This window comes from Rhizobium sp. AC27/96, from assembly GCF_001692325.1.
In the GTDB taxonomy this organism is placed as follows: domain Bacteria; phylum Pseudomonadota; class Alphaproteobacteria; order Rhizobiales; family Rhizobiaceae; genus Rhizobium.
This window is the reverse complement of the sequence record NZ_LXKN01000018.1, coordinates 236,215-250,785: the sequence shown is the minus strand read 5'-3', so window position 1 is coordinate 250,785 and position 14,571 is coordinate 236,215. Positions and strand designations below refer to the sequence as shown.

At 58.9% G+C, this 14,571-nt stretch carries 14 protein-coding genes; 8 read left to right on the top strand and 6 right to left on the bottom strand.

Translation table 11 applies throughout. From position 1 onward, the window contains the following. The first annotated feature begins 229 nt into the window (after positions 1–229). Both A6U86_RS14845 and A6U86_RS14840 read left to right on the top strand, forming a co-directional pair. A complete protein-coding gene (locus tag A6U86_RS14845; RefSeq protein ID WP_174074414.1) occupies positions 230–1,150 on the top strand; it encodes a sugar-binding transcriptional regulator in 921 nt (306 codons plus the stop codon). After that, a complete protein-coding gene (locus A6U86_RS14840; RefSeq protein ID WP_068392430.1) occupies positions 1,150–1,812 on the top strand; it encodes an HAD-IA family hydrolase in 663 nt (220 codons plus the stop codon). Before A6U86_RS14845 ends, A6U86_RS14840 begins: the two co-directional genes overlap by 1 nt. A 13-nt stretch (positions 1,813–1,825) precedes the next feature. On the opposite strand, the gene A6U86_RS14835 is transcribed toward A6U86_RS14840, so the two are convergent. Together A6U86_RS14835 and A6U86_RS14830 are read right to left on the bottom strand one after the other, a co-directional pair. Further along, a complete protein-coding gene (locus A6U86_RS14835; protein ID WP_174074742.1) occupies positions 1,826–3,094 on the bottom strand; it encodes a D-tagatose-bisphosphate aldolase, class II, non-catalytic subunit in 1,269 nt (422 codons plus the stop codon). A 23-nt stretch (positions 3,095–3,117) separates the two neighbouring features. Then, complete coding sequence (locus A6U86_RS14830) at positions 3,118–4,071, bottom strand: sugar kinase (RefSeq protein WP_068392420.1); 954 nt, start codon at positions 4,069–4,071, stop codon at positions 3,118–3,120. A 246-nt stretch (positions 4,072–4,317) separates the two neighbouring features. Here A6U86_RS14830 and A6U86_RS14825 point away from each other — a divergent pair, with 246 nt between their 5' ends. The 5 genes from A6U86_RS14825 to A6U86_RS14805 all read left to right on the top strand — a co-directional run bounded on the left by A6U86_RS14825 (position 4,318) and on the right by A6U86_RS14805 (position 9,580). Beyond that, positions 4,318–5,352, top strand: coding sequence for a LacI family DNA-binding transcriptional regulator (locus A6U86_RS14825; RefSeq protein ID WP_068392419.1), 1,035 nt, complete (start codon positions 4,318–4,320; stop codon positions 5,350–5,352). Between the two features lie 365 nt (positions 5,353–5,717). Beyond that, complete coding sequence (locus A6U86_RS14820) at positions 5,718–6,551, top strand: sugar phosphate isomerase/epimerase (RefSeq protein ID WP_068392417.1); 834 nt, start codon at positions 5,718–5,720, stop codon at positions 6,549–6,551. A gap of 155 nt (positions 6,552–6,706) precedes the next feature. Further along, positions 6,707–7,075, top strand: coding sequence for a PsiF family protein (locus tag A6U86_RS14815; protein WP_068392416.1), 369 nt, complete (start codon positions 6,707–6,709; stop codon positions 7,073–7,075). A gap of 184 nt (positions 7,076–7,259) precedes the next feature. Further along, on the top strand, positions 7,260–8,168 hold the full coding sequence (locus A6U86_RS14810) for a TIGR03571 family LLM class oxidoreductase (RefSeq protein ID WP_244509940.1): 909 nt from the start codon (positions 7,260–7,262) through the stop codon (positions 8,166–8,168). 98 nt (positions 8,169–8,266) lie between these two features. Next, the gene (locus A6U86_RS14805; RefSeq protein ID WP_068392410.1) at positions 8,267–9,580 is read left to right on the top strand and encodes a hemolysin family protein; all 1,314 of its coding nucleotides are present in this window, start codon (positions 8,267–8,269) and stop codon (positions 9,578–9,580) included. 80 nt (positions 9,581–9,660) lie between these two features. On the opposite strand, the gene A6U86_RS14800 is transcribed toward A6U86_RS14805, so the two are convergent. Together A6U86_RS14800 and A6U86_RS14795 are read right to left on the bottom strand one after the other, a co-directional pair. After that, positions 9,661–11,244: a DHA2 family efflux MFS transporter permease subunit gene (locus tag A6U86_RS14800; protein WP_068392409.1), complete on the bottom strand. Its 1,584-nt coding sequence runs from the start codon at positions 11,242–11,244 to the stop codon at positions 9,661–9,663. Between the two features lie 27 nt (positions 11,245–11,271). Then, positions 11,272–12,459 (bottom strand): HlyD family secretion protein, encoded by a 1,188-nt coding sequence (locus tag A6U86_RS14795; RefSeq protein WP_068392408.1) that lies wholly within the window; start codon positions 12,457–12,459, stop codon positions 11,272–11,274. Between the two features lie 126 nt (positions 12,460–12,585). Here A6U86_RS14795 and A6U86_RS14790 point away from each other — a divergent pair, with 126 nt between their 5' ends. Continuing rightward, complete coding sequence (locus tag A6U86_RS14790; protein WP_068392406.1) at positions 12,586–13,233, top strand: TetR/AcrR family transcriptional regulator; 648 nt, start codon at positions 12,586–12,588, stop codon at positions 13,231–13,233. A gap of 37 nt (positions 13,234–13,270) precedes the next feature. On the opposite strand, the gene A6U86_RS14785 is transcribed toward A6U86_RS14790, so the two are convergent. After that, positions 13,271–13,603 carry a hypothetical protein gene (locus A6U86_RS14785; protein WP_141683709.1) on the bottom strand — a complete coding sequence of 111 codons (333 nt, stop codon included), beginning with the start codon at positions 13,601–13,603 and terminating at the stop codon, positions 13,271–13,273. A 256-nt stretch (positions 13,604–13,859) separates the two neighbouring features. Next, a complete protein-coding gene (locus tag A6U86_RS14780; RefSeq protein ID WP_068392403.1) occupies positions 13,860–14,468 on the bottom strand; it encodes a DUF2026 family protein in 609 nt (202 codons plus the stop codon). Positions 14,469–14,571: the final 103 nt, after the last annotated feature.

The window sequence follows — 14,571 nt, the reverse complement described above, 5'->3', positions numbered from 1 at the left end:
ATGAACCTTCCTCCGGCCGCGCGAAGCGGCGATGATGCAGGCTTGCCTTCCCCACTCCCAGGAGAGGGCAAATCTCTGGTATTGAGGGTGCGCAGTCGCCGCCGCATGGACATTGCGAAACCGGCTGTTTTGAGCGATAACTCCTCAAGTGAGATAGGTGTAACACATTGCAGAAAGGAATTTCAACCTGAATTCGTCTCAGTCGCAGGAGGCCGCGGCAAATCGTGCTTTGCTGCACACGGTCGCCAAGCTGCACTACCAGTCCGACATGTCGCAGGTCGACATTGCGAAGAAGCTGGGCCTCTCGACGGCCACGGTCTCGCGGTTGCTGCAGCGGGCCCGTTCCGTCGGGATCGTCAGGATCGAGGTGATCGATCATTTCCCGTCGGAGGATCTGAGCGCTGCGCTGATCGATGGGTTGAAACTGCGCGCGGCCGCGGTGATCGATACGCCGTCGTCCAATGTGTTGAGCGCGCTTGCCGCGCCGGTCGGCTCGCTACTGCAACAGGCTGGCCTGCATTCGGGCTCAGCGCTCGGCATCGGCTGGGGAAGGGCGGTTCGTGAGGTGACGCTAGCAGGTCTGCCGCAACTGCCAGGCATCGTCACCGTCGCTCTCAATGGCGGCATGCCGCAGGCCGCGCTGCACTTTCAGATCAATGAATTCGTGCGTCAGGCAGCTGCCCAAATGAACGGCACGCCGCATTTTCTGCACGCCCCCTACATCTCGTCGACCGAACTCAGGGATGCATTCCTTGCGGATCCGACAGTACAGCAGGTGACCTCACTCTGGGACAGGCTCGACGCAGCGATCGTCGGCGTCGGCCTGACGCATGCAGCAAATCCATCCGAGGCGGCGCTCCCGGGCGAAAAGGCACTGAGCCACGCGGCTGGCGATGTGCTTCGCCACTATGTCACCGAAGCCGGCGAAATCCTGCATTGGGATGGCGAGGAGGGGATGATCGCGGCTTCGCCGGACCAATTGCGGAAGGTGCCTCTCTGCATCGCCGTTGCGGCCACCCCCGGCAAGGCGGCCGGCATCATCGGCGCGGCGCGGTCAGGAATGATCAACGCACTGGTCACCGACGCCAACACCGCCCAGGCGATTCTTGACCGGCTATCATCCAGCCAGAAAACGAAGGATCAACCCTGATGCTCTTCAACGGACGCTCCTTCGGCGCCTTCCTGTTCGACATGGATGGAACAGTGCTGAATTCGATCGCTGTTGCCGAACGGGTCTGGACGGCATGGGCGGAGCGACAGGGTATCGATGCAGCAAGCCTGCTTGCCACCGTTCACGGCAGAAAGGCGATAGAAACCATTACCCGGCTCGACCTGTCGGGGATCGATCCGGCCGAAGAGGTAAGGCTTCTCACTCAGGCCGAGATCGACGATGTCGCTGGTGTCGAAGCCATTGCCGGCGCTGTCGACTTCCTGGAGCGGTTGCCCAGGGATCGTTGGGCGATCGTCACATCTGCCCCACGGGAGCTGGCCAGAGTTCGCCTTGAGGCTGCCGGGCTTCCCTGGCCGCCGGTCCTCATTGCCGGTGAAGACGTGCAGAACGGTAAACCCGCACCGGACTGCTTCGTGTTGGCTGCGAGCATATTGGGACAACCCATTGAGGAATGTCTTGTTTTTGAAGACGCGCCTGCCGGTATCGAGGCAGGCGATGCATCGGGCGCTTCCGTGCTCGTCGTCAGCGCAACACATAGTGTCCCGCTATCGACGCCGCATCTGAGCATCGAAAACTATGACCATCTGGCGCTCGATGTCAGCCCAAACGGCGCTCTTCGTCTATCCAAAAAGATGGACTGAGACGTAGTGGACTTTATGCTCGTACCGCGGAATCGATAGCATTCGCATAAATGTCGAGCACGCGGGAAACGCTGGCGATAAGCAGGGCAAGAGCCTCAGGAATCACCGATCCATCGGCAACCGCCGGCTCCAGATGACCGAGATATTGGCTGATCAGCGGACGAGGGATTGTATGTCCGTCCAGAGCAGACAGCAGCTTATCGACGGCAGCTTGCGCGTCAGGCAACGCCCAATAATAGCGAATGCGGTCGCTGAAAGAATAATGCCGCTGAATGAACTGCTCGTTGGCATCACCGGGATAATATTTCTGCCAGTGCGCTGGTGAGGCGAGCATGATGCGTTCCATGGCGGCAGGTAGGGCCTCCTCCATGGCGCCCTGTGCGAGCACTTCAGCAATGCTGCTCAAGCCGTAGAGGGTTTCGCGGAGGGCGAAAGTCAGCCATGGGCCGACCTTCAGGATCGCAAAGCCATCGCTGACGAGATCCCGAAGCGCTTCGCCGCTCTGATAGTCCGTGGAATGCGCCTCAAACACGAATTGCGGCATGTCTTTCAAGGACGCAGCCAGGCTGGCGGCCGCTGGTCGCCTATAGCCGATAACGTCGGCATTGCCGAATTCGACGCCTGGCTGGACGACGACACCGATTGCGCGATCGAATGCCGCCTGCAGATCGAGGCGTGCAAAGGCCTGGCGATGCAGATCCACCGTCGCGCGCGCGTCATCCGGCGTCGTGACATGCATGTGATCGAGCGCTTCGACTGCACCGCCGGGAACGGGAACTTCAGTGCCGATGATGTAGCTTGGAGCAGGCAGCCCCGACTGGCGAATTCTGACCTCCGACACCTCGGCCAATTGCGCCGCCCTGGCTGCAATAGTTACATCCAAGAGGGCCAGCGGGTCGTCCGAGCAGGCCATGCTGGTATCGAGATGCAGCTTGGCAAAGCCGGCGGCGGCGAAAGCATCGATCATCACTTTCGCCTTTGACATTGCCTCGTCGGCAGGCAGATGTTTCCAAGGGTTCGGGCCGAGATGGTCGCCACCCAGAATGAGCCTATCTCGATGGAAGCCAACCTTCGTGGCAATCGCTTCGACGAAACGCCGGAAATCGGCGGGCGTCATTCCGGTGTAGCCGCCATCCTGATTGACCTGATTGCAGGTTGCCTCGATGAGCACATCGGCATCCCTGGCTTTGCCATGCCTCAACGCTGCCTCGATAACAAGCGGATGCGCCGAACACACGGAGGTGATGCCGGATGGCAATCCTCTGGCCCTGTTCTGCGGCATGGCGGCAAGGCGTTGCGCCGCGCTCACGATGCCACCTCTTGCGGAGCACGAGCAAGAAACGCCTGCACTTCGGCAAGTGCCGCAATCCCTTCCATCGGCCCCTTGCGTGTGACGGCTAGAGCGCCGCATGCACAGGCAATCCGAAGCGCATCGTCCGGCCGCTCTCCACGAAGCCAAAGAGAAACAAATCCCGCGCCAAAACAATCACCTGCGCCGGTTGGATCAACCTCCATCACAGGAAAGCCGCCGACCGTCGTCTGGCCGTGCCTGTCGTAGTAGGCAGCACCTGCGGCGCCTTTCTTGACGATCACGGCGGACATGCCTCGCCCGAGCATTTCAGCTACGGCCACGGCCTCATCGGTAGCCTCGGTGAAGATGAATAGCTCCTCGCCGCTCGGCAGGAAAATATCCGTCAGCGTCAGGACTTTGGTCAGCGCCTCCCGCATGCCAGGCAGGTCGATCATCTCCTTGCGGATGTTGGGATCGAAGGAGATCGTACCGCCCTTGCGCTTGACCTTCTCGATAGCCGCAAGAATGACGGATGTGGCCCGCTCGGAAAACAGCGAGGAACCCATGACGTGAAAATGATCGGCGCCATCCAGAAGTGTGGCGGCCCGTTGATCCATCTCGATCGACCCGGCCGCGCTGTTCTTTATATTGAAGACGAAATGGCGGCTTCCGTCGGCACGATATGAAACGAAGGCGGAGCCCGTTGCCTGCTCCTTGTGCACGGCAATGGCCGAGACATCCGCGCCCCAATCCCGCAATCGATTAATGTTGAGATGGCCGAAATCGTCATCACCCACAGCACTGATGAGGCCAGCCAGCTGCCCAAGGCGAGCGGCCTGCGCGATGAAAATCGCCGGCGCTCCGGACGGGAAGGGGCCGTGCAACAGTCCGGGTTCCGCAAGGCTTTGATCGACGCGATCCGCCATGATTTCGACGACGATCTCTCCGGCGCTGACGAGCTTCTTCATGGCGGTTGAGCTTACTCCTCGAATTGAACCTGGCAGCTTACCGCTCAATCGGCGAGCTCGCTGCAATCAGCTTCGTTCTATGGATTGCTCTTTTTCACGTCAACTAATAAGTTATCGCACGTAATATTTTAAGTGTCATAAAACTCGGAAAATTTTTACGGGAATTTTGTCATCGCTTGCACTTCTTCTCACGAATTCGCATAAGGCAGATGGCAGATAATTGCGCAGCGAGAATGGTCGGTTTCGATGGAAAAAATGACGCACAAAACAATGGAGGATTTTGCCAGGTCCTGCGGCGTTTCCCGACCGACGCTTTCGAAGTATTTCGATGACCCCACAAGCGTAAAGCCGGCGACTCGCTCATTGATCGAGGCAGCCCTGCGCTCCTCGGATTATCAGCCGAACATTTATGCCCGGAATCTCAATCGCAAGCGCACGCGTAATATCGGCATCCTCGTTCCAACCCTGACGGATCCATTCTACGCGGAAATTGTCAATCGCCTGGAGCTGCGGCTGCGCAACGAGGGCTACTGGCCGATCGTGTTTTCCTCGCATGGCCTGCCTGAACTCGAGGCGGACGCGATCAATACCATTCTCTCCCTCAAAGTCGCCGGCGCGCTTGTCGCGCCATTGGGGCAGATATCCGATCCAAAGGCGTTCGGGCGGCTGGCTCAGAATGTGCCGGTCGTGTGCTTCGACACTTATATCGAGGGGAATACGCCCTTCATCGGCAACGATAACAGCCAGAGCGTCGCGACGATGGTCGAATATCTCTGCCGGTCCGGCGAGGCACCCGCCTATCTCGATGGACCGCATGTCAATCACAACTCGCCGGAAAGACTGGCGAGTTATGTCGCCACCATGGAAGCTTCGGGTCACGAACCTTTGGTGATCAAGACAATATCGCCCTATACGTGGGAATTCGAGCGTGTCGGCTACGAGCAGATGGACGATATGCTGAAGACGAATACTCTGCCGCGCCAGACGATCCTTTGCGCCAACGATCGCCTAGCCTTCGGTGTCATGGCGGCTGCTTTCGCGCATGGGCTGAAGGTCGGTCGCAAGAGTGGCGATGATCTGCGGATCGCCGCACATGACGACCATCCGCTCAGCCGCTACGCGTGCCCGCCATTGACAACGATGGCCCAGGATTTCGGCGCCATGACGGCTAGGAGTGTCGAGGCGCTGATGTCACTATTGGGTGACGTTGATACATCGGACAGAACGATCGCCTCCATCATTCGCCCGCATGGCACGCTGGTCATGCGGCAATCGGCCTGACACTTCTCCAGGCGAAGATCCGAAAAGATCAGAGGCTCTTTGGTGGCTTTGGAAATGGTAACGCCGGAGCCTGCGGAAGGAGGGCCCGCAGGCTCCGGCATTTCCCGCCATCAACAACCAGTTAAGGCCGGCGGCGGGGGGAGAACCAAATAAGGCATATGGAGCGCGATACGCCTTTGACAAGAGACGGCTCAGAGCATTGCCTGTGGGGTGATTTTGATGAAAAACCCTCACATCTGCGGCGCAGCCTGCATGAATACATCCGCCTTGCAATGAAATAGCCCGGTGCACACAAGTCGTCGGCATATCCGCTGGCAATAGCACGGAATTCATGGTGAGACCTTCGCAGCGGTACGGGAGGCACTATGCAAAATATGCTCATCTTTCAATCGCTCTGGGCCATGGAGCGGCGCAGCGCGAGATATCCGGAGCTCACGCTCGAGGAGAATGTCAAAAAAATCGCAGCGGCCGGCTTCGATGGCGTCAGCACGCATTGGCATGATCGCGACGCTGTTCGACGGGTCGCAGTCTTGCTCAAGCATCATGGTCTAAAGGCGGAAGGGCAGTGTTTTCCCAAGACCGTCGACGATCTTAAGCCCGTGCTGGAAATCGCCGCTGAATACAATGTCCACCACATCTGCCTTCAGCCTGATGTGAGGCCGCGCCGCCTGGAGGACTGCATTCCCTTGCTAGAAGGCTGGCAAGCCCTGGCGGAGGAGGCAGGCATCGATGTGTTGATCGAGACGCATCGGGACCGCATGACAACCGATCTATTCTTCACGCTCGACCTGCTCGATCGCCTGCCGGATCTGAGGCTGCTCGGCGACATCTCGCATTTTCTCGTCGGGCGTGAATTCGCCTGGCCGGTATCCGACGAAAATCATGCGCTCATGCACCGGATACTCGATAGTTCATGGGCCTTCCACGGCCGGGTTGCCTCGCGTGAGCAGGTCCAGATCGAAATTTCCTTCCCGCATCATCGCCCCTGGCTCGATCTCTTTCTGGAGTGGTGGGAGTATGGATTCAAGAGCTGGCGAAAGCGCGCCGGCGCAGATGCCACTCTCGCTTTCACTTGCGAGCTGGGGCCGAAGCCCTATGCGATCACCGGGAGGGATGGCGAAGATTCCACGGATCGCTGGGAAGAGTCCCTGCTGTTACGGCAGGAAGTACGTGATCTTTGGGACAGAGCCGCAGGCTGACAATCCAGCGACCCCAGGCGATGGGTGACCCTACAAAATTTATTGGCCTCCCAAACGACGGATAAGCTCAAGCCGACCGTTCAAGTAGACCGTCGAGCATCGAAAACGCCCGATGGCACGAACATGAAGAGCCTTTCAGGCAAGAGGATATGCCAATGACCAGTAAGCTTCTGAGTGTGGCTGCAGCCGCCCTATTGACCCTGTGTTCGACCACCGCTGTCTTCGCGCAAGCGGCAGCACCTTCGACGACGACACCGGCCGCTGCCACCACTCCTTCAGCCTCCGCGCCATCTGCGGCAATGCCATCGAAAGCCGACATCAAGACTGCGCGGCAAGCCTGCCAGCAGGACGCGACCGGGCAGGGACTGAAAGGCCAGGCACGCAAAGACTCTGTCAAAACCTGCCTGCAGCAGAAATATCCCGTCCTCGCAAAACGGCAGACCTGCCATGATCAGGGAACAGCCAAGGGCCTGGAGAAGAAGGCGCTTCATGCCTTCGTCAAACAGTGCATCGCGGCGGGTTGACCCGGTGAAACAAGCGGCCTGAAGGGGTTATCATCCTTCAGGCAATATAGCCCGCCTCCATTGAGCGCGGGCTATGCTCACTCGGTGTGAATGGCATGACCACCCACAAGCCGCAGACCAGCCCTTTTTCCCGGGCGCAATCGTCCTTATCTCCTTGCCAAGGCAATATGTTCCGGGACGCGACGTGTTTTTCCATCCAGATCGACTTTCATTCGGCATAGTCCTGCCGGCGCAAACAAGAACCCATGCCGACGTGGATTTTGATGCTCAGTTGAGCATCACCAGACATGCCGACGAGCTGGGTTTCGATGCGTTGTGGGTGAGGGACGTTCCCCTAAACAGCGAGAGCTATCCCGACCCGATCGGCCATGCCGATCCGTGGGTTTTCCTCGGGGCGCTGGCCGCATCCACGTCCAATATCGCCCTGGCGACAGGCGCGATCGTTCTTCCCCTGAGGCATCCTCTCCATATAGCCAAGGCGGCGCTTTCGGTAACGGCGCTGTCGAAAGGGCGGTTCGTGCTGGGTCTGGGTTCCGGCGACAGGCCGACGGAATATGAGGTCTTCGGACGAGATGTCGAGAACCGGAAGGCGCTCTTTCAGGCGGAGTGGGAACGTCTTGCCGCCGCACTTGCCCCGGATCAGAAGATCATCGACGACAGCGGTGATGCGCGAACCGAGTTCGCCATAAGGCCGGCACTGCGACAGCCCAGCATTCCGATGATAGCTGTCGGCTCTTCATCGCAATCGCTCGAGTGGATCGCCCGACATGCGTCGGCCTGGATGACCTATTACCGCCCACTCTCCGTTCAAAAGGACCGTCTGGCGCTTTGGCACAATGCGCAAACGAAAGTGACCACGGAGTTCCGGGGCTTCGGCCAATCCATGGTTTTGGATTTGCTCGACAATCCAGACGCGCCGTATGAAGAAATAAATCTCGGCGGAAGGACGGGCAGGCGAGGCCTGATCGGTGCGCTATCGGCAATGCGCGAAGCTGGCATCCATCACGTCGCCTTCAACCTTATGTCGGCGGGCAGGCCAACCCGCGACGTGATGGAGGAGATTGCTCACGACGTAATACCGGCGGTCGAATAAGGCGGGACCTGAGGAGACATCGGCGGAAATCACGGGGAGAAGCTGGCTTTTACTGTTCTTGCAACCTATCTTTGTGCTCAACACAAAAAGGGCCGGCTTTGCTTCTCGAAATTTCAATCGTCATCGTTCTCACCATTCTCAACGGCGTTCTTGCCATGTCGGAACTGGCGATCGTGTCGTCACGACCCGCGCGCCTGAAGGTTCTCTCCGATCAGGGAAGCCGAGGGGCCGCAATGGCAATCCGGCTCGCCGAAGAACCGGGCCGCTTCCTCTCGACAGTGCAGATCGGCATCACGCTCGTCGGCGTTCTCTCGGGCGCCTTTTCCGGAGCAACGCTTGGCGCAAGATTATCGGGCTGGCTCGCCACCAAGGGCTTGTCCATTGCAGCCGCTGACGCCATCGGCGTCGGCTCGGTCGTCGTCGCCATCACCTATCTCTCGTTGATCATCGGCGAGCTGGTACCGAAGCAGGTCGCTCTGCGCGCGCCGGAAGCCGTGGCGAGCAAGGTTGCTCCCGCCATGGTGTTTCTCTCCCGCGTGGCGGCGCCGCTGGTCTGGCTTCTGGATTTCTCGGGACGATTTGTGCTTCGTGCGCTAGGCCAATCCGGGAAAACGGCCGATGGCGTCAGCGACGAGGAGATCAAGACGATCCTGGCGGAGGCCCAGAGTGCGGGCGTTATTGCAAACGAAGAGTCCGCCATGATTTCAGGCGTCATGCGTCTGGCCGATCGAAATGCCAGGGCGCTGATGACCCCGCGCCGCGATGTGGAAGTCATCGATATAGAAGACAGCTTCGAAGAAGTCCGCGACCAGCTACGCCGCAGTGAAAAAGCACGTTTACCGCTGCGCAAGGACAGTTCTGACGAGATTGTCGGCGTGCTGGTGACGAGGGATTTCTTCGATGCAGTAGCGTCGGGCCGCGAAGTCGATATTCTGGCGCTGGCGAAACAGGTGCCGATCGTTTCCGATCTGTCGAGCGCGCTGGATGTCGTCAAGGCATTGCGCAAATCTCTGTCGCACATGGTTCTCGTCTATGATGAATATGGCCACTTCGAAGGCGTCATAACATCAGGCGATATTCTGGATGCGATCCTGGGAGCCGTTCAGGACGAACCCGATTCCGCTGGCGAACAGGCGATCGTTCGGCGACACGATGGCAGCTATCTCGTCTCCGGCTGGATGCCCATCGACGAATTCTCTGATTTCATGAGCTTCCCTGTCGAGGACGATCGCGACTATCAGACCGTCGCAGGCTTCGTCCTCCAGGAATTGCGTCACCTTCCGGAAGTGGGGGAATGCTTTTCCAAAAACGGCTGGCAGTTCGAGGTCGTCGACCTCGACGGGCGCAGGATCGACAAGCTGCTGGTGACAGCGGATGAAGCAAGCAGCGTTCGCGCACGGAATCCGGACTGATAAATGGGGCAAGACCTCTGGTCTTGCCCCGAGTTTTCACCATCTGCGCCCTTCAACCCGGTTAACTTGGCCAAGTCGGCCTAGTGAGCGCCGGCTCCGCCACCAGGTGCGGGCTTGCGCGCGAAGAGGACGGCGACCGCCGCTGTTGCCAGCAGAATGCCGATCACGGCAAAGGTATCGCTAAAGCCCATGATCAGCGCCTGCCGCTTGATGATGTTGCCGAGAGCAACCGTTGCTTTCTGGGTGGCAAGGGCGTGATCCGAGACGCCATGCGACACGAAGTAATTTGTCACCTGCGTCAACCGCTCGCGCACCTCGTCACGGGATAGGGTCACCGACTGTCCAATGATATTGGAATGGAACTGCTCGCGTTTGGTGAGCACCGTGCCGAGCGTTGCAGTCCCGACAGCGCCTCCGAGATTTCGCAGCATGTTGGTGAGACCCGACGCGGCGGCGGCATCGGCGGCAGCGATGCCCGCTGTCGTGATGGCAGTGATCGGCGTGATGACCATGGCCTGGCCAATGGCGCGCACGATATTCGGGATCCAGAACTGGTCGCCGGCGGTATCGGCTGAAAGCGTCACGTTCATGAAGCAGCTGATCGCGAAGATGGCGATACCGAGAAACCCGATATAGCGGACGTCGAAGCGCTTCATCATCATCGGCACCAGCGGGATGAGGATGAGCTGCGGCAGACCTGTCCACGCAAGCACGTTGCCGATCTGCTCGGCATTGTAGCGCTGCACCTGACCGAGATATTGCGGCAAGATATAGACCGAGCCGAACAGGGCGAAGCCGACCAGGACGTTGACGAGAACACCGATGCCGAAATTGCGCTGCGTCAGCAGCCGCAGCTTCACCAGCGGGTTCTTGACCGTCAGCTCTATCCAGATGAAGGCGCTGAGCGAGATGACGGCAATGGCACTGAGCTTCAGGATGAAGGGCGACGAGAACCAGTCGTCCTTGTTGCCTTCCTCAAGCACGGTCTGCAGCGCCGAAAGTCCGATCGCCATCGTCGCAATCCCCGCCCAGTCACCTTCCTTGAGAAGACCAAGCCGCATCGGGCCTTTTTCGAGCGTCAGCGCAAGGGCGATCGCCATGATGGCGCTCGGCAATGCGTTGATGAAGAAGATCGTCTGCCAGCCGTAGTTTTCCGTAAGATAGCCACCGATAGTCGGGCCGATCGCCGGAGCGACCGTGACCGAAAGCGCGAAGAGCGCCAGCCCGGTCGGCTGCTGCGACTTCGGCAGCTTGGTAAGGATCATGGTGAAAGCCATCGGGATCAGCACGCCGCCGGCAAAGCCCTGTAATCCGCGCAGTACGATCATCGTTCCGAGATCATGCGCGAAGGCGCAGGCGATCGAAAAGAGTGGAAACAGGATCGAATTCACGAGGATATAGCGACGAAACGAGAAGACGTTGCTGAAGAAAGCCGTCAGTGGAATGACGACGATCTCGCCGATCAGATAGGAGGTCGAAATCCAGGCGCCGTTGTCGACGCCCGTGCCGATGCCGCCTTCAATATCGAGAAGCGAGGCATTGGTGATCTGAATGTTGAGGATCGCCATGAAGGCGCCGATCATGCCGGCGAGTACGGCGATCCATTCTCTGGTGCTGGCCTTGGCGCTCGACTGCGGCACGGCGGTGGCTGCGATGGTGGACATGGCTCAATACTCCTCATCCCCCACCGGTCAGGCCCCAGGGCCCTGATCGGCCGTCTTGATGTCGATGCTCGGCTGTACCGACATGCCCGGGCGCAGGTCGCCTGATGTGGCGCTATCGCCATCGAGAACGATCTTCACGGGGATGCGCTGCACGACCTTGGTGAAATTGCCCGTGGCGTTATCCGGCGGCAGCAGAGCGAATTCCTGACCGCTGGCGGGCGCGAGACTATCGACATGGCCGTGATAGACCCGACCGGGGAACATGTCGACCTCGATGTCGACAGGCTGACCGGCATGCACGTCGGTCAACTGGGTCTCCTTGTAATTGGCGATGATATAGGCAGCCGATGTCGGCACGACAGACATCAGCTGCGTGCCCGCCTGCACATACTGGCCGACGCGCAGCGTGCGGTTGCCGACGACGCCGTCGAGTGGCGCTACGATCGCCGTGTAGGAGAGGTTGAGTTCCGCCTGGCTCTGGACGGCCTGGTCATGGGCAAGCGTTGCCCTGGCCTGCGCCAGTTGCGCCTTCAGCAGGTCAACCTGCTTGGTGGTGGCGGCGAGCGATGCCGTATCGCGGTCGATTGCGGCGCGGGCGGCAGCGATCTGCGAGGCGGCCTGCTGTGCCGTTTGCACGGCGGCATAGCCGTTGACCGAAAGGCTGGCATAACGCTTGTCGTTCTGCTCGGCAAAAGTCTCGTTGGCCTTGTCGACATCGACGGTCGCCTGGGCAGCCAGGATCAGCGATTGCTGCATCTCAAGAGAGGCCTGCTTGGCTTCGACGTCGGCCTGCGCGGCAGCAACATCGGCCTTGGCCTGGTCCAGCGCCGTCTTGAAATCGCGATCATCGATGCGGGCGAGCACCTGGCCAGCCTTGACCGTCTGGTTGTCGTTGACGAGGACATTGGTGATGTAGCCGGAAATCTTCGGCGCGATGGCGCTGTTGTCGGCTTGCACATAGGCATCATCCGTGGAGACCTGAAAGCGGCCGACCGTCCAGTAGTTATGGCCGTAATAGGCGGCGGCAGCAATGACCACGAGCGCGGTGGCTCCGAGCAGGAACGACTTGCCGCGCTTCGGTGCAGGCTTTTCCTCGGCCGCAACGGCTGCCGGTTCCACCGCTATGCCCGGCTTGCCGGCATCCATGGTCGGGGCCGGCGCTTCAGCTGATGGCGCCTGCTTGTTGGCGTTCAATACATGAACCTTGTTTTCCACTGTTGCTTCTCCTGATGAGCCGATCGCTTTGGGATGCGAAAAAATTCGGCCTGCTATTTAGGAAACTTGATATTTTCCAAAATATGCACTATAAAATGGAAGTCAACAAAAATTTGGAAAATTGAAATGGTCGAAATTCAATTAATTGAGAAGAGGTCGAGGGGCCGCCCCCAAATCCGTTGCGACGACGATACGAAAGGCCTGATCATCGAGGCTGCGGATGTGCAGTTCCGGGAAAATGGCTATGCGGCCACGAGCATCAACGTGATCGCACAGGCGGCCGGGGTGTCGACGAAGACGCTTTACCGGCTGTTCCCCGCCAAGGAGGATCTGCTTTCGAGCATCATCTCCGATCGAATCAATCGGTTTTTTCTGGCTCTCGACCAATCTACGCTCGCTACAATGGAGCTGCGGGAAGGGCTGGAGCGGTTGCTGACGGCCTACGGCATGCTGACGATGTCGCCGGACACGATCGACATGATGCGTCTCATCATTGCAGAATCAGACCGTTTTCCCGAGATCGCCAAGGACTTTTACCAGACCGCTATCATCGGCTCCAATGCCGTCATGGAGAAATGGCTGACAAGGCAGGTCGAGCGCGGGCTGATCAGGCTTGAGGACCCGCATTTAGCCTCCGGCATGCTGCGCGGCATGATGATCATGGAGCCTCAGCGCGCCGCCATCCTGCGGCAGGAGAAGCCACCGGGCATCGAGGAGATCACCCAGCGTGCCCGGATTTGCGCCGATATCTTCCTGAGGGGCTGTCAGGTCTGAGCGAGCGCGCGTCTGGCGAAGCCGTGCGTTTCACCGTTCAACGCCAGGCGCAGATCTTTGCCGTGTCGTTGACCCAGCATCCGCCATTTCTATGAAGCTTGCCCAGATCTTCGTGTGCATGCGTCCCGCCCGCGGTCCCATTCCAAAAACCGGTCGCCTCATTGGGAGCACTGGTCGCCAAATAGGCGAAATACTTCCCGGCGGGGTCATCGGTCCCGATGGAAAACGAGCCATTGGGGTCTGGCACGTAGGTACAGCGGCCCTGAAGGTAAATCTGGCCATCCACTTCCAGGAAGCAGATAACCTGCGCTGCATTTGCTGTGCTTGAAATCGCGAGAAATGCAATCGCGACTATCGCCCTGGCTATCAAGATCCATCCCTCCATCCCGTGACCCGCTGACGCCACTGATTGAAGATTTCTCTTTCAGCAGCGGTTTGCCCGATCATACGATCCCTTGCGCGAAAGTCGAACGCGGAAAACGTGATCGGCCGGGGGGAGGCGGCGTGTTCCTGGGGATCCAGAGCATTTCCAGGAAAAGTGCACAGCGGTTTTCCGTCCGGAAATGCGTAAAAACAAGAGGATAGAGCTTTTTCGAGATTCGAAGAAAAGCGAAAATGCTCTATTGCTACCACGCGCCAGCGAGGGAATTGCCGATGAGCGGCACAAGGTTGGTTTTACCGCCGCGATCTTGAACGGTGATCGACGCCTGTATTTTCTTCGGAGACTTCCGAAACCAGTTCGTTGCGACAATCGCGAGATCTCCGATCATCGGATGCTTGCGCCAGTCCGCGAAACGCCGGCTCGTCGCGTCAGGCTCGGGATGATAGAAGAAATCGCCGCTCTGAGCGAGATCGTTGATGGACGCGGCCATTGCGGAGAGCGGACGCTGAAACATCTTAGACGGTATCAGCAAACCCGGCGCACTCTCCGAAAATGCCGGGGCCATGAAGTCAATTGCCCAATCATCCGCTTCAATCCAGCAATGGAAATTTTCACCAGCGCCGGAGACATGGCCATCTTCGCGCTGGTCCGCAAAAAGGATGTGCTTTCCGTCAAGATTATAGGCCGCAAGGCCGCCTTTCGGCTTTGCCTTGACCTTGAAATGATGTTCGAGAATGAAGGCGCCGAAGGTGCTGAAATACATCGAAGCCGTGGCGGGATTGGCGTTCTCGTTGATCAGCAGGCTATTGATGACCCGGTAGATCCGATGGTAGTCGCTTTGCGTGATCAACATGATCCTTCACCCTAAACCCATGACTTATGCCATCCCGTAAGTGATGGCGGCCGCGATGTAAACGACGCACCGCGGATGGATACATGCCATGTCGTCTCACAGG